At 58.6% G+C, this 19158-nt stretch carries 12 protein-coding genes, 1 tRNA gene and 1 pseudogene; 5 read left to right on the forward strand and 9 right to left on the reverse strand.

Annotated features, from left to right (window positions below):
• Positions 1-1212, reverse strand: a complete 1212-nt coding sequence (locus tag P406_RS23500; RefSeq protein ID WP_046237512.1) for an alpha-xenorhabdolysin family binary toxin subunit A — start codon at positions 1210-1212, stop codon at positions 1-3.
• Positions 1213-1507: 295 nt separating this feature from the next.
• Here P406_RS23500 and P406_RS23505 point away from each other — a divergent pair, with 295 nt between their 5' ends.
• The 3 genes from P406_RS23505 to P406_RS23520 all read left to right on the forward strand — a co-directional run bounded on the left by P406_RS23505 (position 1508) and on the right by P406_RS23520 (position 5527).
• Positions 1508-2728 carry a class I SAM-dependent methyltransferase gene (locus tag P406_RS23505; protein ID WP_046237513.1) on the forward strand — a complete coding sequence of 407 codons (1221 nt, stop codon included), beginning with the start codon at positions 1508-1510 and terminating at the stop codon, positions 2726-2728.
• A 151-nt stretch (positions 2729-2879) separates the two neighbouring features.
• Positions 2880-4028 carry an L-threonine dehydrogenase gene (gene yiaY, locus P406_RS23510; RefSeq protein ID WP_046237514.1) on the forward strand — a complete coding sequence of 383 codons (1149 nt, stop codon included), beginning with the start codon at positions 2880-2882 and terminating at the stop codon, positions 4026-4028.
• 233 nt (positions 4029-4261) lie between these two features.
• On the forward strand, positions 4262-5527 hold the full coding sequence (locus P406_RS23520) for a pectate lyase family protein (protein ID WP_046237515.1): 1266 nt from the start codon (positions 4262-4264) through the stop codon (positions 5525-5527).
• 779 nt (positions 5528-6306) lie between these two features.
• Here the strand turns inward: P406_RS23520 and P406_RS29215 are convergent.
• A pseudogene (locus P406_RS29215) lies at positions 6307-6432 on the reverse strand (drug/metabolite exporter YedA); the annotation flags it as partial.
• Positions 6433-6786: 354 nt separating this feature from the next.
• Here P406_RS29215 and P406_RS23530 point away from each other — a divergent pair.
• Both P406_RS23530 and P406_RS23535 read left to right on the forward strand, forming a co-directional pair.
• Positions 6787-9141: a DUF4214 domain-containing protein gene (locus P406_RS23530; RefSeq protein ID WP_003413176.1), complete on the forward strand. Its 2355-nt coding sequence runs from the start codon at positions 6787-6789 to the stop codon at positions 9139-9141.
• Positions 9125-9331 (forward strand): hypothetical protein, encoded by a 207-nt coding sequence (locus P406_RS23535; protein ID WP_046237521.1) that lies wholly within the window; start codon positions 9125-9127, stop codon positions 9329-9331. Before P406_RS23530 ends, P406_RS23535 begins: the two co-directional genes overlap by 17 nt.
• Before the next feature lie 171 nt (positions 9332-9502).
• On the opposite strand, the gene P406_RS23540 is transcribed toward P406_RS23535, so the two are convergent.
• From P406_RS23540 to P406_RS23570, 7 genes are all read right to left on the reverse strand, one after another.
• Positions 9503-9576, reverse strand: a tRNA-Gly gene (locus tag P406_RS23540).
• A gap of 158 nt (positions 9577-9734) precedes the next feature.
• Positions 9735-10616 carry an alpha/beta fold hydrolase gene (locus P406_RS23545; RefSeq protein WP_046237516.1) on the reverse strand — a complete coding sequence of 294 codons (882 nt, stop codon included), beginning with the start codon at positions 10614-10616 and terminating at the stop codon, positions 9735-9737.
• 126 nt (positions 10617-10742) lie between these two features.
• Positions 10743-11435: a pseudouridine synthase gene (locus P406_RS23550; RefSeq protein WP_046237517.1), complete on the reverse strand. Its 693-nt coding sequence runs from the start codon at positions 11433-11435 to the stop codon at positions 10743-10745.
• A gap of 35 nt (positions 11436-11470) precedes the next feature.
• Positions 11471-11707 carry a cysteine-rich CWC family protein gene (locus P406_RS23555; RefSeq protein ID WP_046237518.1) on the reverse strand — a complete coding sequence of 79 codons (237 nt, stop codon included), beginning with the start codon at positions 11705-11707 and terminating at the stop codon, positions 11471-11473.
• A gap of 40 nt (positions 11708-11747) precedes the next feature.
• On the reverse strand, positions 11748-15083 hold the full coding sequence (locus tag P406_RS23560) for a dermonecrotic toxin domain-containing protein (protein ID WP_046237519.1): 3336 nt from the start codon (positions 15081-15083) through the stop codon (positions 11748-11750).
• A gap of 129 nt (positions 15084-15212) precedes the next feature.
• Positions 15213-17027: an allophanate hydrolase gene (gene atzF / locus P406_RS23565; protein WP_046237520.1), complete on the reverse strand. Its 1815-nt coding sequence runs from the start codon at positions 17025-17027 to the stop codon at positions 15213-15215.
• Positions 17028-17062: 35 nt separating this feature from the next.
• Positions 17063-19158: carboxyltransferase domain-containing protein (locus P406_RS23570; protein WP_046237522.1), on the reverse strand; the 2096-nt coding region annotated here is incomplete at its 5' end.

Consider the following 19158-nt stretch of genomic DNA (forward strand, 5'->3'; position numbering starts at 1 on the left):
TTATTGGGTGATGTATTTGCCGGAATTGAACTGGTCTAGTGCACGTTCAAAGGTGTCCAGTAACTCGGTCGAAATATTTCTGATTTCCAGCCACGGCGAGACCACTCCCTGGAAATGTAACGCGAAAATGAACAGTGCCTGATCGTCCTCTAGGGTCGCCAGTTCCCGTGCGGAACTCTTGATGTAAGACGACAACAAGGCCCAGACGTCTTTCAGGTTAGTGGCGCCCTGCTGGGCATCCTGCATGCGCAGGTTCATGTCTTCGAAAATTAACTGCAGGCTGAGGATGGCCGCCGCAAGAGGGCGCTTTTCCTTGAGTTGCTGGACTTTGGCAGTTTTGATATGGACCAACCGATCCTTGTCCTTGCGTATCCTTTCTGCCAGGCTGCCGAATATGCCTCCGGTAATGGCGACACCGATGGGGCCTCCAATGATCCCCCAGGCAATATTGTTCTTGGCCGTCGTATACTCCTTCATCTTTTGTTCGATATCGCGTGTTAACCGGTCGATATCGCTTTCCAGGTCTTGGATCTCCTGGTCCAGCTCCGAGTTGTTCGAAAGCGTTACCTTGTGTTGAATGCTCGGCATGATCTCCGCGTTCAGGGTATTGCTGAAGGTGTTTATTTCTTCAGTCAGAAGCTCCGCTGAGTGGCGATGCATGTCTATTCGTTCGGCCATTCGCGTCAGCAAACCGGACAGTGCGCCACACACTTGCTTTTCTGTTGAACTCAGCGGCACGCGCTTCAGGCCGCTGATGTCCTCGAGCTTCAAGTCGGCAATCGTCAGCGTCAATTGTTCGATGACGTCCATTCTTTCGATGTGGGTGATAATCAGACCGCCCTGGTTAACGAAATGAGCGGCAAATATTCCGATATCGAAGCCAGTGGTCTTCACAGCATTTTCAATTGGCGACCAGCTTCGGGCATGCCGATTGATGGTGATGTAAGTGTCCATGACATCTTTCGGCTCAAGTCCGGGAATGCCGCTTTTTTCGAACCCCAGGTACTGTTCCGTGCGTGCCAGTGTGGTGGGCAGATTCAGACCTTGTCGTTCATAGCGTTTTAAGCTGATGACGTCTTCATCGGTCACAATCAGGCCAGGCCTTCGGCCTCCTTTATCGCCGTCTTCAACTATCGCTCTCAGGTATTCGACGGGTTTTGTTGTAACGCGTGCGATATCCTCGGTTATAAGGGTGTTTACTGGGTTAATCATGATGCACGGTCCTTGTGCGATGAGTACGGTAGAGCCAATGCTCCTGTTTTATATCGGCTGATCGATCTCTCTCAGCCGAGAGCCAATATAAAGAAAGGTGCCCACGGTTCAAGGTGTAATAATGGAACCTGGCAGTGATACTTTTACCGTTTATGTACAGTTCAATATTCGATGTAGGCCATTGCGGACGGCCTCTGTGGTCCCGCAAAAATAAGGGTGCCCGGCAACCCGTCACGGGCTAAAATGCGCGCCTGATTTTTTCAAGTCCCGCTCGGGACGTTCGAGGCACCCTTTAATGTCAGTCAACACTCCCGCGCCACTCACAGCTGCGCCTGAGCACCTCGCGCAGTTCCTCGGTCTGCTGGAGACCAGCCTGTCGCAGAACTCGCTGATCAAACTGGTCCTGGCCAAATACGTGGGCAGCGAGGCTGATCTGCAGCGCATTATCATCAAGCCGTTGACCGTCAAGGCGCAGCCCTGCCTGAGTTTCGTGTATCGCTACAAGACGCGCGATATCACCAGAAACTTCGCGCTTGCCGAAGCCGTGGAGGTCATTGCCGGCCTGATACCCGCGTCGTTCAAGAACGCACACCTGTTGTCGCTGAGCGACGAGGTGCAGCTGGAGTTCAGCAAGAAGGGCAAGACGACGCTGTTCAAAAGCAAGGCTCAGCAGGAGCGCCAGGCCCCTTCGGCAGGGCATGATCGCGAGAAGAAGCGCTATCTGGAGCTGACCCGGCCATTCCTGACCGACCTTGGCGTGACCAATCGGCAGCATGAGCTGATTCCGGCCATGTCGCGCAAATGGAAGCAGATCAACAAGTTCATCGAAGTGTTTTCCCATGCACTGAGCTCATCGCCGCTCAAGCTTGATCAGCCGATCAAGGTTGCGGACTTCGGCTCAGGCAAGGGGTATCTGACCTTCGCCATCCACGACTACCTGTGCAACACCTTGCAGGCGCAAGGGCAGGTGACCGGTGTCGAGCTGCGCGAAGACATGGTCACGTTGTGCAACGAGGCGGCGGCGAAGCTCGATCATCCGGGGCTGACCTTTGCTCAGGGTGACGTGCGTACAGTGGCGCCCAGCGCGCTGGACGTGATGATCGCGCTGCACGCCTGTGACATCGCGACAGACTATGCCATTCATATGGGCATTCGCTCCGGCGCTTCGATCATCATGTGCTCGCCGTGCTGCCACAAACAGATTCGTCTGCAGATCCAGAGCCCCGCCTTGTTGAAACCGATGCTGCAATACGGTCTGCACATGGGCCAGCAGGCAGAGATGGTCACCGACAGCCTGCGCGCGCTGTTGCTGGAGGCATGCGGTTACGAGACCAAAGTGTTCGAGTTCATTTCGCTGGAGCACACCAACAAGAACAAGATGATCCTCGCGGTCAAGCGTGCCGAGCCGGTCGATCCGGCTCAGTTACTGGCGCGTATTCAGGAGCTCAAGACGTTCTACGGCATCAGCGAGCATTGCCTGGAAACGCTCCTCAAGAGCGACGGCTTTATCGGCTGAAAATAGCCGTTCTGTGCGCAGTGGCCGAAGTGTCTGCGATCAACGGTCTGGTGTTTGACTGCTTCGTTGCGCTGGGTCAATGGTTGTACCTCGCGCAAGGCGGATGCTTGGCTCATCACTCAAGCATCCGCGCTACCCTCGAGGGTCCGTCATGATCAGCACTTTTTTCATCCCCGCTGTGAACATCATCGGCACTGGCTGCATTGATGAAGCCATGCTCGCCATACGCAAATACGGATTTCGCAAGGCGCTGATCGTCACGGATGCGGGGCTCGCCAAGGCTGGAGTAGCCAGTCAGGTCGCCGGGCTGCTGGTGGAGCAGGGCATCGACTCGGTCGTGTACGACGGTGCCCGCCCCAACCCGACCATCGCCAACGTCGAGAACGGTCTTGCCCTGTTGCAGGCGCGCCAGTGCGATTTCGTCATATCGCTGGGCGGTGGCTCGCCGCACGACTGCGCTAAAGGCATTGCCCTGTGTGCCAGCAACGGCGGGCACATCAGTGACTATGAGGGCGTCGACCGCTCGGCAAAGCCGCAGTTGCCGCTGATCGCCATCAACACCACCGCCGGAACCGCGAGTGAAATGACCCGCTTCTGCATCATCACCGATGAAGCCCGGCACGTAAAAATGGCGATCATCGACCGCAACGTCACGCCGCTATTGTCGGTGAATGACCCCGACATGATGGTCGCCATGCCCAGGTCGCTGACCGCCGCCACCGGTATGGATGCCTTGACTCACGCAATCGAAGCCTATGTCTCCACGGCTGCCAACCCGATCACCGATGCCTGCGCCTTGCAGGCCATGGCGCTGATCGCCAACAATTTGCGCGACGCATTCAACAACGGGGCAAACATCACCGCCCGCGAGAACATGGCCTATGCCCAGTTCCTCGCCGGCATGGCGTTCAATAACGCCTCATTGGGCTACGTGCATGCCATGGCGCACCAGCTGGGCGGCTTTTATGATTTGCCCCACGGTGTGTGCAACGCCGTACTGCTGCCCCATGTGCAGCGCTTCAACGCCAGTGTCAGCGCTGCCCGCCTGACCGACGTTGCGCACGCCATGGGCAGCAATATCCGCGGGCTCTCTCCGGAAGAAGGCGCTCAAGCGGCCATCGACGCCATTCGTGCACTGTCGGCTGCCGTGGAAATCCCGCCAGGTCTTGCTACGCTGGGCGTCAAAGAGGAAGACTTCCCGCTGTTGGCCACCAATGCCCTGAAAGATGCCTGTGGCCTGACCAATCCGCGTCCTGCCGATCTTGAGCAAATTCAGGATATATTTCGCCAGGCACTTTAATCACTCCTGCACAACAGGCCCGCCATGGATGTGCTTAGGCCGTACATCCTTGAAGATCATGAGTGTTGTGGACGCGGGATTGACAGCGTCAGGATGGAGCGGGTGTTTTCGTGAGCCAGGGTGCCTGAACAGAGGCTGACCAGCACCATGGAAGCGGAGCAGGCCAGGCCGCAGTCCGTTTAGCATCCAGATTGTCCTCGCGAATCCCGCGAGCATGACGGGAGGCTCAACCGATGACGCCCCTGCAATCTCTTTTGCAAAGCGGCTATCTGAAGATCGCCGCCACTCTGGTTCTGCTCTTTTCAGGCGCGCAATGCCTGCGGGCAGCAGACATTCCTGAAGGTTTCGCCAAGGATGTGACCGGCGGAGGCTCCGCGGCTGCCGTGCATCCCTCCACGCTGGATGAACTTCGTTCAGCACTCTGTGCGTCGCATGACTCGCACGGTGCCTGCACCGATGACACACCGCGAGTGATTGTCCTGGACCACACGTTCGACTTCCGCGCGAGCATGATTGCCAACGGCAATACCACAACCACCGAATCAGGCTGCGTAGTGAAACCGTGCCCGCGGGGTGGTGAGCAACTTGCACTGAATGGCGCCAACAACTTCTGCCAATCAAGGCCACGTGTCATGGTGACCTACGACAACGCGGGGCTGAAACCACTGAAAGTCGGCTCCAACAAGACATTGATCGGGCTTGGCGACAAGGCAGGCATTCAGGGCGCTGGGCTGTTCATTGGCGACGGCGCGCATAACGTGATCGTTCGCAACCTGACGCTTTCGGATATCAATCCACGTGTCTTATGGGGCGGCGATGCGCTGACCTTGAACAAGGCCGATGGCGTGTGGATCGATCACAACACCTTTGCGCGGATCGGCAGACAGATGATTGTTACGGGCTGGGGCACTGCGTCACACATCACCATTTCCAGCAATGAGTTCGACGGCCGAACGCCTTACTCGTCTACCTGCGATGGCCATCATTACTGGGTATGGCTGTTCCTCGGCAGTCAGGACACGCTGACGCTGTCGAGAAACTATGTACACGATACCTCTGGCAGAGCACCCCATTCAGGTGGCATGAACAATGCGCATGTTCGTGCCCAACTGGTCAACAACGTTTTCCAGCGCATGACCTATCAAGGCGCAATCATGTCGCGTACCTCATCGTCACAGCTGCTGGTCGAGGGAAACGACTTCGAGAACGTGGCTCACCCGCTGTATAACGATGTGGACCAGCCAGGCACGGCGTTCGCCTTGTTCGATCCGGTTTCAGCGGCTGCAGACAACGTGTGCATGAGCATGATCGGCAGGCCTTGTGTGGCGAATCGGCAACAGGATAGCGGCGACGACTATCGCCCGCAGGACGCCTCTGCCTTGCAGGCGTTCCGCGAGTATCGGCAGTACCTGGTGGTGCCGGTTTCGGCACAAGAAGCCAAGGCGCAGGTGCCGGGAGAGGCGGGGGTGGGTAAGGCCAGTGCCGGTCTACTGCAATGACTTCGATTTTTGAGTTGCATTGACGTGTTTCTGGGTTTTGCTATCTGAGAGTGGACGCGGGGAGAGGGGGAGTTTTGAACGGCAAGGGGGCTAATTTCAGGAGTGCAGAGCAGATTTTGTGAAGGACTGAAATGGAACGGGTAGAGGGAATCGAACTCTTATTGGACAGAATTATTCGAATCTGTGTATGTGTGTAGGTATTGCCCCGAGGCAGCGCTGAGAAAAGCGTGTAGTTGTGTGTTCTGAGGTGGCTGATTTGCTGGGGCTCGTCCCTACGGTAGTAAACATACCCTTCAAATCTTGACTTGCTCACATGTGAAGGAAAGCCTGAGATTCGGATATCTGGAGCATCGATTTCTTCTTAACCTCACCGGATCGCATGATCCGTTCCCGGGCCGTATCCCGCGCACATTGACGCGGGATTCGATTCGTGAGAGATCAAGCTGGGTAACCATTCCTCATCGGTTTGTCCGTCGACCACATATCGATGACTTGATGTCGTAAATATTACTTGCCCATTATTTTCCGCTGCAAGTGTCCTCAGCGCTTGGACATAAGAGTTGAGGTGTTCATTTGGAATATCTTGCTGCTTTGGTGTATCCAAGATGAGCATTCTGACTGGGAATGACGGATCGCTTAGGTAGATTTCGAACAACGCAGCATGGTAAGCCAGCACTGTTCTGGCTTTAGAGCTACCTTTCAAAATATCCAGCCTTTCGTCCCCCATGGTTGGCTAAAAAGGACAAGTTTCTACAGCGATTTCTCCTACATCGTGAAAGGGCCTGCAGGTTCGAGCCCATGTTGAGCAAGGAGATTCCGACGAGGCTCAGCAAAATGCCGGCCCATTCCAGCCCGGCATTGCGATGGCCCCAGATCAGGCCGAACAACAACGTGAACAGCAGCGCCACAGCATCATCCAGCCCAGCCAATTTTTGTACACAGCCAGCGATGCAGCCTAGCCAGAATGCTTCCTCCAGCCTCTTCCGGCTGTATTTCATCGGCCTCAAGGAAAAACCGCCTTAAGTCGCAAGAAAGCATGCCGACAACCTCATCAGCAATGAGATTGACGGTCTTCGACCGCGTCCTGGCGTACCTTCCCGAAGAGCAACAGGATCGTCAAGATCAAGGCGGAGCAAACGCGCGTGAAGGTCATGACGCCAGTTCTCAAAACCGGCTCAGCGGCTTGAGCTCATCACCGATCTGTATCCGATTCTTGCGTCATTGACCTGGCCAGGTATGCCTTGCCCCGGAGTTTCTACATGTGTTCAATGTGTGATGCGCTCACCCAACTTTGGGCCGAAGGCGCGACCGGCCAGGGTGCGGCCAAACAGACAGTCACCAGCCAAGTGATGCTTGAGCACCTGACGCTTGACCAGCAAGCCAACTACCTTACTGATGGCTATTGGCACGACGCCTATGGCGGTTCTCAGCACCATTTTGACGTGCACGCCGGAGGGTCGCTCACCGTCAACCTGGCAAGCTTGAGCGCAAGCGCTCAGGTTGTTGCTCGATATGCGCTGCAAACCTGGACCAATGTCAGCGGCCTAAACTTTGTGGAAACCACCGCTGCCGCTGCGATCAATTTCAGCGAACAAAAAAGCGGTGCGTACAGCAACTCCAATTATGCAGGCAGCATCATCTCGGATAGCAGCGTCAACATCGCTTCCGATTGGGTGAAATACGGTTTGTATTATCAGCAAACCTACATTCATGAAATCGGCCACGCGCTGGGGTTGGGCCATGCGGGCGATTATAACGGGAGCGCGACCTTCCCCAACAATGCCTTCTATCAAGAGGACAGCTGGAAATACTCGGTGATGTCCTACTTCAGTCAGGACGAGAATACGTATTCCAACGCCTCTTTCGGCTATGTCGCTACCCCCATGCTGGCGGACATCGTAGCCATCCAGTCAATGTACGGCACCGCCGTTACCCGCACAGGTGACAATACCTACAGTTTCAACAAGACTTCCATCAACACCGGAACCGACTTCGTGCCCGGCCTGGTGGCCACGATCTATGATTCGGGCGGCAACGACACGATCAACGTCAGCACCTATGTCGGCGCTCAGACAGTCGATCTGAGAAGTGAAGCTTTTTCCAGCCTATACGGCGGTCTATCGAATATTGCAATCGCGCGCGGTACGGTTATCGAGAACGCCATAACTGGTGCAGGCGCAGATACGCTGATAGGCAACGCCAGTGACAACTTTCTAAATGCAAACGCGGGCAATGACCAGTTGCAAGGCGGCGATGGCAATGATCGGCTGATGGGTGGGGCGGGCTCGGACGTGCTCAATGGTGGCAACGGCATCGACACCGCCTTGTATACCGAGGCAGGTGCTCGCTACTTTGCAACCTACGATACCGCGCTGGTCAGGAATGGCACCCTCAGCGTTCATGATGCGCAAACGTCCGATGTGGACACACTTTCAAGCGTCGAAAGGCTGTCTTTCAGCGATCGCAATGCCAATCTTGACGAACTGCTCATGGCTTTTCACAGCCGTTATGGCGCCTTCAACGCCGAGAGTGACGCCACTGTTTTGTTGAGTTTTAGCACCGATCTTCATCACATCGCGCTCACCGAGGATCAGGCTGACGTTGCCAGGCTCTACTCACTGTTCGGTCGGACGCCCGATTATCAGGGTTTGAATCACTGGCTGACGCAGCAGGCGATGGGCAGTTCGGATGCAGAGATTCGCGATGGTTTTCTGAATTCCATTGAAGGGATGCAGCGCTACAGCGGGCTTGGTGATCGGGACTTTGTCCTTGATCTCTATCAGACCGTATTGCATCGCACAGGCGAAGAATCCGGTGTGTCGTTCTGGAATACTCTGCTGCAGGCGGGTGGGAGTCGAGCAACGGTCGCTGATGGCTTCCTGAATTCGCGCGAGAGCCGTGACCTCTCGGAAGGCGAGACGGGGTTCATCAGGATCGTGGCTCATAACGCCTGGAACAATCTGGATGTGGTAGTGGGCAAGGGCGTGGCCACCGGCACGGCTGGTGATGATCAGATCAGTGAGCAGGAAGTCAACCTTGACAGCAATGCGGTTTCGCATCTGGCCGGCAAGGCCGGTATAGACACCTTTATTTTCAACGACGCTGCATCCGCCTACACGATCAGTGCGCTCGATACCGACACGCTATCAGTCAGTCGTTCCACGGGAGCTGCGGCGAAATTCGAACTGAGTGGCTTCAATGTGCTCGATTTCGCAGATCGCGAACTGTTCGTTCTCGACTCGGCGCAGGCAAGCATTGGTCGTCTGTATACCATTCTGGGTCGTGCTCCCGATGTCGAAGGCCTGAAGTCCTGGCTGTCCCAGGGCGCCGCAGGCGAAACCGTTGCCCAGGTTGCGGGTGGTTTTGTGCAATCTGCCGAATTTTCCCAAAGCCTGCCCGACGCCAGCAATGCAGTCTTTGTCGAAAAGCTGTATCACAATGTCCTGGGCAGAGGCAGCGACGCTGACGGCCTTGCCCATTGGGTCCACTCGCTGGACGGAGGCACAAGCCGTGGACAGATCGCATTCAATATCGCCAACTCCGCGGAGTCTGCTGCACTGACTCAAGGCGATGCCGGCTTCATTCACCTGGTAGGGCATGCTGATTGGGTTTGACGTCGCGATGGCTGCAAACCTTCCGTTCGCCGGGGTTGCAGACCACTTGGGGATTTCTCTCTCCGCTTCTAAACACGTCGAGCTGAGCGAGGCATTGAAGAAGGAGATTTCGTCGATTGAGTTGTACTCTGACGCTGTCCGGGCGATCGTTGAGCTTCAAAACTCAGACATCCTGGTAGGGGTTTATTGAGTGATCGAAGGATAAACGCGGGTCAGACAAGACGCCGTGTCGAGGGAGTCGACGGTGCGTCAAATTTTTGGGGATTCCGGGAGAACTAATGGTGGGGCGGCGAGAAGGTATTGATGGCCTTAGGCGCTAGGGCGAAATTGCCTGGAATGCCCGGGATCATTGGCTGGAAGATGGAGCGGGTAGAGGGAATCGAACCCTCAACTAAAGCTTGGGAAGCTTTCGTTTTACCACTAAACTATACCCGCTCTGATAGCTGCTCTGAGCGGCTGACTTTGTACCAGAACCCTGCCCTGATTTGAAGCGCTAATTTCACCCCGCAGCGCTTTGCCTCCTGATACTCACCCTGAAAACCAACCGCCAGATGACGATGCTCCGCAACTGACGGTGGCTTCGTGTGTGGTTTTCAGAAGGTCAGGGACGGGTAGTCCTGAACCCGGTTATGGACGTCGCGTGACACTTGTCCCGGTTGCAGGAAATTCATCAGCACCTGTTTCGAGTCGCGGCAGGCGGCCTTGTGTTCCATGTCCAGGAAGTGGCCGGTAGCGTCGATGGTGCTGAAGCTGCAGTCGCGCAGGTATCTGGAGAAGTGGGCGGCGTCGTTTGCGCAGGTGTATTCGTCCAGGGCTCCGTTGATGAACAGCACGGGGACGGTGATGTTCTTGCCTGCGGTCAGGTAATTGTCCGGGTCGAGCTCCAGGACCTGGCTGAAGTGGTAATGCATCTGGTCATACTCGTGAGCATCCAGGCTGCTGATATGACGGAAATTGAAGCGCTTGAACAACGTAGGCAGATGCTTGCCGACGGTGTTGTTGATCAAGTGGCCCATGTCATAACGGTTGTGCGCGCCCAGGTGCGTGATGCCGTGACACAGGTAGTCATGCATCTTCTCGTTGATCACGGGGGAGAACGAGCTGATCACCGCGCTTTCGATGCGTTTCGGCCGATGCGCCAAAGCAACCAGCGTGGCCGCGCCGCCCCACGAGAACGACAGCACGTGCTCGGCGTTGAAGTGGTCGATCAGTTCCAGCAGCAACTGGCCTTCTTCTTCCCGGGTCAGTGGCGCGCCATGCAGGTTGTGCGGTTTGGATTTGCCTGAATAGGGCTGGTCGTAAAGCACCACGTTGAAGGTCGGGTAGAGGTTGCGGACGGTCTGGGTAAATGAAGCGGTGGTGGCCAATGAGCCGTTGACCAGAATGATGGTCTTGGCGGCGGCATCGGTGCGATAGAGTTCGGTATAAACCCGAAACTGTCCTTGTATGTCGAGCACTGCTTTTTCTGGCGACATAGGTTTCACTCCTGGCGTAGACAGGTAGGCGTGCCTATGACATTGCCCGCGTTTCGTGACAGACATGCGATAGTCGATCAACGGCCTGTGCCGATCCGACCAGCGTCTGCCAGGCGGCCATGACGTTCAAAACAGGCCGATTTCACCGGTGTTCAGCGCGCGATAGCTGCCGGGGCCCAGGCCGGGGTCCAGCGCCAGCGTGCCGATGTTCTCCCTATGCAGGCGCAACACTTTGTTGTCGAAGTGGCCGAACATTCGTTTCACCTGATGATAGCGGCCTTCGACAATGCTCAAGCGCGCACTGCGCGGCCCCAACAAGGTCAATTGCGCCGGTTGCGTGGTGAGGCCTTCGAATGCGAAATACAGGCCTTCGGCAAATTTCGCGGCGTAGCGTTCGTCGATCGGTTGCTCGGTCTCGACGTAATACACCTTGGGCATTTTGGTCTGTGGCTGAGTCAGGCGTCGCGACCATTGACCATCGTTGGTTATCAGCATCAGGCCGGTGGTGTTGAAGTCCAGCCGTCCGGCGATGTGCAGTTCGTGCTTGTCAGGCTCGTCCAGCAAATCGAGCACGGTCGGATGCTGCGCATCGCTCGTCGCGCTGACGCAGCCTTCAGGTTTGTGCAGCATGAAGTAGCGGGGGGCTTTGCCTGCCTGGAGGATTTCTTCGTCAAGCGCCACACAACTGAATTCGCGTACTTCGTGATGCGGGTCGCGGGTTGCCTGGCCGTCTACCTGCACGCGTCCGCTGGCCAGCGCCAGGCGCACTTGCTGACGATTGAAGTGTGGCAGGTTGCTGAGGAAACGATCAAGGCGCATGGCGATAACGGCGAGCGGAGGAAGAGGCGCGCATCTTACTCTGTGGCCCGGCGTGCCTGGGGATTTGGCGCTGCATCTTCGATCACGGCGCAGCGCGGGCACAGACAGGCCTTGTCGCGAAGGTTATCCGGCAGCGCTGCCAGCAATGCCGGGTCGATGCTTTGCGAAAAGCACCAGCAGGGCTGGTCCACGGTGCGCGGATCGGCCAGGCTGCATTGGTTGCTGAAGCCGCAGAGGGGGCACAGCGCGGTGTCAGGGGAGGCCGTTGTCATGTCGGAGTAAGCGCCGTGCTGGATGATCGGGGTGTTCGGTTCAGGCCATATTAGCAATCACCGAGCTCGCTGCCGGTGCATGATAGACGGGTGAACGGTTCATCAGCGCAGATATCGCGGCACACCGGCAGTGCACCAGCAATATTCTGTCGTAATGGATGCCTTGCATGGACAGGCTTTCGAACAGGTCGGCCAACGATGGCGGGGGCATGCCGAAGCGGTTGCGCACTGTCAGAACATCCATCGGCGTTGGCGGCAGCCAGCCGCGCAAGGGCGACGCCCGCGAGTTGCCCACCACGCTTGCGATCTCGTCATAGCTCTCGCTGGTGGTCGTCTGAAACTTGGACAGGCTGTAGTTCTTCAGTCTGCCGGGCAGCGAAGTGCCTGCTATCAGCTTGTCGGTGAGAAGCAGGGGTTCAAGCGGCGTGGGCTGCATCACGCTGTGCACCGCCGTGTTGGAACGTGCGAATGGCCGGGCATTCTTGTTGACGACCCGATGCAGTTTCGGGTCCACCAGTTCGTAGCCATGCGGCGCGTAGGTGCGAATCTCGGTGCCATTGGGGATCTTCACGGTTCGGGACCACGGCGTGTAGTACCCGTGGCTGCTGACCACCAGAGTGCGCGCCTGACCTCTGTCCGAGGTCCATAAAAGGAACCTTTTACCCAGCTTCCAGGCATGCACCTGCAACAGGTTTGACGAGACGGCAGTGCTGACAGTCCAGCGTTTGAGCAGGGCGTCGGTGTGAAAGAATTTCTCCAGCCGGGTCTGGCGCGGGGTGACGAACTGCCTGCGCAATGGCCGGGTGCCGAACGCCCGGTCGAGCGTAATCGCTACGGTTTGGGAACTGCTCACGGCAGGTTTTACGATTCGGCTCAGTGAGCGCAGCATTCTTGGCGTGTGCGGAGCCAGTTGCAGCAAGCCCAGCGTCAGCGTGGCCAGCAGCGCCTGGTTTTTCTCTGCGTAACGGCTGCCCGGCAGATGCGTTGCGGCAATGGCCAGCGAGGTGATGCCAATCTCCGTCGTCAGGGAGGCAATGAGCGCAGGTGTCAGCAACAAGGACATCGGCACCAGCAGTCGCTGTAATTGCTGAAGCCGGTCGGTCCAGTCCGCCAGCGTTACCTGCGTTGACGTGACGATCTGATCCTCTGCGTCATCCAGTGCGTTCTGCTTGAGCAGTTGGTGTAGAAAAGCGAATGGCGTGTCTTCCAGTCTTTTCTCACACAACGAGTGGCTCATGGCCTGGCGCGTGTCCGGGTTGTACAGCGCATCTGTCCAGGGGCGAAGGATGGATATGGGCGGGTTGGGCGCCTGTGTCCCGCCCCATAATTTGAGCAGGTAGTCCAGGCGCGGGTGATGACGGCGGGGAACATAGCGCATGACCGCGTCACGCCATTCCGGACTGGCCGTTGCCCGGCTCAGATGCTGCTTCAGCGCCGTGTCATCTGCAAACTCGATGAACGCATCGGCGTGGCCCACCTGATAAAGCACGTTCGTCAAGCCCGGCTGCTCAAGTACCAGCAGGCCGGTGTATTGCTCCTGCATGCCGTCGGTCAACGCGCCCTGAACGAAAAAACCGAGTGACCGCCATTGACCAGGTGCAGAGGGCGCAAGGGTTTCCACGAGCAGATCGAAGGTGCCACGCGTGAGGCTGCCGCGCTTCAGGCTGATCAGCGCCTGGCTGATGAACGTGGTTCTGAACGCCTGTTCTATGGCGGTTCTCTGCTGATCCCAGAAGTCGTGTATGCGTTGAGTCATCCAGGTCAGAAAGTCGAAGGCTCTGATGTAGTCCTCGAGCGCCTGCGGGCTGATATCAAGCACCTGACCCTGCTCACTGTCGCCCTGACCGGTGGGGTCGAAGAAGACCACGGTGCCGCCGCCGTGATCGATATAGCCAGCAGGGTGATCGACTCGATAATTGCTTATCAGCGCCTCGCTCAGGCTGATCGGCCTCGGGTCGGGGGTGTGAACATAGGTAGGCGGCAACCGGGGGTTGCCCAGGGGTTTGCTCGAATAGCCGGGTTGATAAGCGATGAACACATGCTCGGGGTTGTGCGTCAGCGCGTGGTTTTCCTGCAGATAGCTCGCCATGACCTGGCCGGCCATTTTCGACGCAACCGGGATCTGCTCCAGAATGCTCGGCTGTGTCTGCCACAGGTCTGCGGCACCTGCCAGCGCCAGGCCGCGAGCGACTGGCCTGAGCAGGTCGAGCGTGCTGCGCGCGTGGCTGTCGGCAAGAAGCCCGGCGAACGAAGCCTGGGTCAGTGCGCTGAACAGGTCGCCTTCGATCAGCGGCGCCTCGACAACGATGCCGGCATGCTGCTCAAGCGCAAGAAATACCTGGCCGTAGAGCCCTGAGGCGTTCATGGCCGCCAGCAGCCGCCTGCTCATCTGGCGTGGATCATCGCTGATGTATTCGATGACGTTACCCTTGGCACCCAGAATGTGAATGAAACAGTGCGAGGTGGTTTTCGAGCTGATCTGAAATATCCCCGGCACCTGTTTGCCATTCAGCGTCAGGACCCGGACCTCGGATTTTTCACCTCGTCCGCTCATGCTGATCGTGTCGGTGTCGATGGGAGACCGGTCAAGTCCCATGGCGTCCCGCGCCAGCCAATAACCGTCCCGACTGATGTGTCTGTGGTTGAGCTGCCGAGCCAGGTTGTCAAGGAACGCCAGCCGCGACAAGGTGCGCCAGGTTGCTTCGTGTCGTGTCCTGAAGAGCTGCAATACGGCGTTGTAATCGCGTTTGAGCGGCAGCTCGCCAATCAGCCTGAACATCTGCGCGGTTGTCAGCGCAGGCGTGTCTTCGCGCAGTGAAAGATCGGCAAGGGTGCTACGCGACAGCGCCTGGAAATGCGCGGGTTCGAAGCTGGCCAGCGCCACATCGGTCAGCGACAGGCTGACGCTGTAATGCTCGTGTCCATTGTCGTCCACAGCAGGTCGGTCATCGTTGCTGAAGGTGATCTGCAGGGCGTCCGGGTCGAGTGCCTTGCCGCTCATCTGCGTGAGCAGCGTGGTCAGTTGCTGGCGAACGAAATCCTGTCGGGTCGGTGGAAAATCCATGTCCAGTTGGCAGGCTTTCAGAAGTAACGTCGAGTCGGCAATCAGCCGGAAACCTGCGCTGTTACGCATGGCCCTGAGTTGTCGCTCGATGTGTGGCGAGGCGTCTTTCGGCTCGCTTTCTTCGGCCACTGCAGGCGACGGTGTTGGCTCGGGCGCTGAAAAGCCGTCCGGCAGGATAAACGGCATTGGTGCGTTTAGCGTGTCGTGCCTGCTAATGCTGTGCTCGGGACGCAGAACGCTGGTTTGCTCCAGCAGCATAGAGGACGGATGAAACAGCGTGTCCTGGCGAAGCGGACTCCAGATGGGGTTCATGACGTGCGGTCAAAATGAATGAATGCCCATTATTTCGGGAAGCGCGATGGGGAAGGTCATAACTATGTGTTGCGACTTCCCGTCGCGCTGAAAGAGTGAGGCGGCACGCCCGAGCATGCCGCCTGGCGCTTACTGCTGTCGCACGTGCGCACGCCAGCCGCCGAGATGGCTGATGTCGCGGGCACCTTCCAGGCCATAGGCTTCGCAGATGAAACCGGTCTCCCAGCGACCGTCGGCCAATTGCACCTTGCCCAGCCCGAGCGGTGCCGGAATGCCGGTCAGAAACGACCCCAACTCGATACTTGGCAGCTCCCAGACCTCCACGTCGATGGCTACGCCGTGTTCAGCCACCCGCACCATGCCAGGCCGGAAGGGCGGACCACCGGCCAGCGCATACAGCCGATAGTCGGCCGAGCTTTGCGTGGTTTCCAGCAGGCGTGCCCCGCGTTGCCTGAGCTGCCAGTTCAACGCCAGTCCGTCCAGGTGAGCACCGCAGACCACCAACCGCGCCATATCGTTGCGCGCAGTGGTTTGCGGTACAGGCAGCCGAGGTGCTTCGCCGCCAATCAAGGGCAGGGCGGTTTGCCGTTGCAAGGCGTCGGCCAGGCTGAGCAGGTACTGATCGGTGAATGCGCGTCCGAACAGCGTCACGCCCCACGGCAGACCGTTGCCCATGAACGCGCTGGGCACGGCGACGGCGGCGTAGTCGAGCAGGTTGACGAAATTCGTGTAGTAACCCAGCTCCGAGTTACGCAACACCGGCTCGGCCGCCAGCTCTGCCGATGTCACCGGGCGGCCGATGCTTGGCGTCACCACACACTCCAGCCCCTCAAGTGCCCGATCGCACGTCGCCTTGAGCGCTTGCAGGCGGTATTGCGCGCGAAACGTATCGACCCCGCTCACCTGGGGAGCCTTGGCCAGCACGTCGCGGATCACCGGCAATACGGCGTCAGGGTGTTCTTCCATCAACTGCCCGGCGACGCTGTAGCGTTCGGCCACCCACGGCCCTTCGTACAACAACCGCGCGGCTTCGAGAAACGGTGACAAGTCCAACGTGACCGCTTCGCCACCCAGCGCGATAAGGTGGTCGATGGCTGCGTTGAACAGCACCGGCCCCTCGGTACAGCCGAAGAACTGCAGGTCCTCGGCGCGGGGTACACCGAAGCGAAACGGGCGAGGTGTGCCGAACGCCGAGGCGTCGTTCCACAACGGGTTGCGACGGCTGTACTCATCGCGCGGATCAAATGCGGCGATCAGTGCCAGTAGCTCGCTGGCTTCCCGCGCCGTGGCGGTGAAGGTCGAGACACAATCCTGCGTGCGGCATGCGGGCACTACGCCTGCCGTGGAAATCAGCCCCTTGCTGGCTTTCATTCCCACCAGGTTGTTCAGTGCTGCAGGTACCCGGCCCGAGCCCGCCGTGTCGGTGCCCAGCGAGAAGCTGCTGACGCCCAGTGCCACGGCCAGCGACGAGCCAGCGCTCGAACCGCCGGACGGGTACTCGTTCAACACGCTGTTGGGGCAGGCGCCATATGGCGAGCGGCTGCCGTTCAAGCCTGTGGCGAACTGGTCCAGATTGGTCTTGCCCATGGGCACTGCGCCCAGCGCGATCAGTTGCGCGACGACGCTTGCCGAGTGCTCGGGTGTGTAGGCGTAGTCCGGGCAGGCCGCGGTGGTTGGAATGGTCGCCAGATCAATATTGTCCTTGATCGCGAAGGGGATGCCGAACAGCGGCAGGCCCCTTGGATCGCGATCGTCCAGTGCGGCCAGATAGGGCTCGAGTTCAGCCGGGCTGAGCAGGTGGATGAACAGGTGATAATCGCTGTTCAGCCGTGCGGCTTTTTCGCGCAGCGCCAGGATCAGTTGCCGCGGCGATGTCCGGCCGGACTGGTAGAGCGCGCGTACGGTGTCCAGGCGCAGGTCATTGGGCAGTGCTGTGTCGTTCATGACGGGATTCCCTTGAAAGTGAAAAGTGGGTCGATTCAGTCTGCGGCCAGCACCACGACCCGTTGCCCTGCGCGTACTGCCGAGCCGGGTTGCACCCTGACGTCCTGCACCACGCCGGCGATCGGGGCGAGCAGGGGGATTTCCATTTTCATGGACTCCAGAATCACCAGCACATCGCCCGCTTCCACGCGGTCGCCCGGTTGCACCTGGACTTGCCAGAGATTGCCGGCGATGTGGCTGTCGACGCCTTGCTGGCCGGGTTGCAGAGGCTGTTCTTCGGTGTTCGGCGCCACGCCTTCATCGCTCTGGAAATCGGCCTGTCCGTTGGCGATCCAGCGTTCGCGCTCGGCGTTGAAGGCGGCGTTTTGCTGGGCGCGGAACGCCGTAATGCCTTCGGCTTCGCGGCTCAGGAAGGCCTGGTAATCAGCCAGATTCAGGGTGCTGTGTTCGATGTTCAGGGCAAAGCGACCCAGCGGGAAGTCGCGGCGGATACGCAACAGTTCGTCGGCGCTGACCGGGTAGAAACGGATCTGATCGAAGAAGCGCAACAGCCATGGTTTGCCCTCGAAGGCTGCGACGTCGCGATAGCGATTCCACATCTGCAACGTGCGGCCGACGAACTGATAACCGCCGGGGCCTTCCATGCCGTACACGCACATGTAGGCGCCGCCGATGCCCACCGAATTTTCGGCGGTCCAGGTGCGTGCCGGGTTGTACTTGGTGGTGACCAGCCGATGGCGCGGGTCCAGCGGCGTGGCCACCGGTGCGCCGAGGTACACATCGCCCAGCCCCATGACCAGATAACTGGCGTCGAACACTGTACGTTGCACTTCGTCGAGGTTGGGCAGGTCATTGATACGGCGGATGAACTCCAGGTTGCTCGGGCACCAGGGCGCGTCCTTGCGTACTGTGGTCATGTACTTTTCGATGGCCAGCTGGCAGGCCGGGTCGTCCCAGGACAGCGGCAGATGGACGATGCGCGAGGCCACTTGCAGGTCTTTCGCGGCGCACACCGCGTCCCATTCTCCGGCGACGATGTCGAGCAGTTGCCGAAGCGGCAGTTGCTCTGGGCGGTAGTGGACTTGCAGCGAGCGAATGCCCGGCGTCAGATCGATCACCCCCGCCAGCGCCTTGGCCTCCAGCGCAAGCATCAAGGCATGGCCGCGCAGACGCAGCACCAGGTCCAGCTCCGGCGCACCGATTTCCAGCAGCAGATGGGTATCCCCGGACAGACGCGCAACCAGGCGTTTATCGTCCTGGCCGATGTCGAGGATGACCGGGGAGGGCAGATCCTCTATGCGGACAACTTCGCTGTCACGGGAGTTTGCGGTGCCTTGTGGGAGCGAGCTTGCTCGCGAAGAGGGCGTTGCAGTCGATGGGTTTTCTGCGTCAGGAATATGGTCTTCGCGAACAAGTTCGCTCCTACGGGAGTTTGCGATGCCCTGTGGGATCTGGCTTGCTCGCGAAGAGGGCGTTGCAGCCGATGGATTTTCTGCGTCAGGACTATAGCCTTCGCGAGCCGGCTCGCCCCCACGGGAGTTCGCGGTGCCCTGTATGAGCGAGCTTGCTCGCGAAGAGGGCGTTGCGGTCGATGGATTTTCTGCGTCAGGAATATAGCCTTCGCGAACAAGTTCGCTCCTACTGGAGTTCGCGGTGCCTTGTGGGAGCGAGCTTGCTCGCGAAGAGGGTGTTGCAGTCGATGGATTTGCTGCGTCAGAAATATAGCCTTCGCGAGCAAGCTCGCTCCCACGGGAGTTCGCGGGGCCTTGTGGGAGCGAGCTTGCTCGCGAAGAGGGCGTTGCAGTCGATGGATTTGCTGCGTCAGGAATATAGCCTTCGCGAACAAGTTCGCTCCTACTGGAGTTCGCGGTGCCTTGTGGGAGCGAGCTTGCTCGCGAAGAGGGCGGTACAGCCGATGGATTTTCTGCGTCAGGACTATAGCCTTCGCGAACAAGTTCGCTCCTACTGGAGTTTGCGGGGCCTTGTGGGAGCGAGCTTGCTCGCGAAGAGGGTGTTGCAGTCGATGGATTTGCTGCGTCAGAAATATAGCCTTCGCGAGCAAGCTCGCTCCCACGGGAGTTCGCGGGGCCTTGTGGGAGCGAGCTTGCTCGCGCAGAGGGCGTTGCAGTCG

Origin of the sequence: Pseudomonas syringae pv. coryli str. NCPPB 4273 (assembly GCF_000972175.1) — a bacterium.
GTDB classification, from domain to species: Bacteria; Pseudomonadota; Gammaproteobacteria; order Pseudomonadales; family Pseudomonadaceae; genus Aquipseudomonas; species Aquipseudomonas syringae.

Coding starts and splice junctions, on each gene's coding strand:
- yiaY (WP_046237514.1), top strand. CDS start 2,880: ATGATCAGCACTTTTTTCATCCCCGCTGTGAACATCATCGGCACTGGC.
- P406_RS23555 (WP_046237518.1), bottom strand. CDS start 11,707: ATGACAACGGCCTCCCCTGACACCGCGCTGTGCCCCCTCTGCGGCTTC.
- P406_RS23520 (WP_046237515.1), top strand. CDS start 4,262: ATGACGCCCCTGCAATCTCTTTTGCAAAGCGGCTATCTGAAGATCGCC.
- P406_RS23530 (WP_003413176.1), top strand. CDS start 6,787: ATGTGTTCAATGTGTGATGCGCTCACCCAACTTTGGGCCGAAGGCGCG.
- P406_RS23550 (WP_046237517.1), bottom strand. CDS start 11,435: ATGCGCCTTGATCGTTTCCTCAGCAACCTGCCACACTTCAATCGTCAG.
- atzF (WP_046237520.1), bottom strand. CDS start 17,027: ATGAACGACACAGCACTGCCCAATGACCTGCGCCTGGACACCGTACGC.
- P406_RS23545 (WP_046237516.1), bottom strand. CDS start 10,616: ATGTCGCCAGAAAAAGCAGTGCTCGACATACAAGGACAGTTTCGGGTT.
- P406_RS23505 (WP_046237513.1), top strand. CDS start 1,508: ATGTCAGTCAACACTCCCGCGCCACTCACAGCTGCGCCTGAGCACCTC.
- P406_RS23560 (WP_046237519.1), bottom strand. CDS start 15,083: ATGAACCCCATCTGGAGTCCGCTTCGCCAGGACACGCTGTTTCATCCG.
- P406_RS23500 (WP_046237512.1), bottom strand. CDS start 1,212: ATGATTAACCCAGTAAACACCCTTATAACCGAGGATATCGCACGCGTT.
- P406_RS23535 (WP_046237521.1), top strand. CDS start 9,125: ATGCTGATTGGGTTTGACGTCGCGATGGCTGCAAACCTTCCGTTCGCC.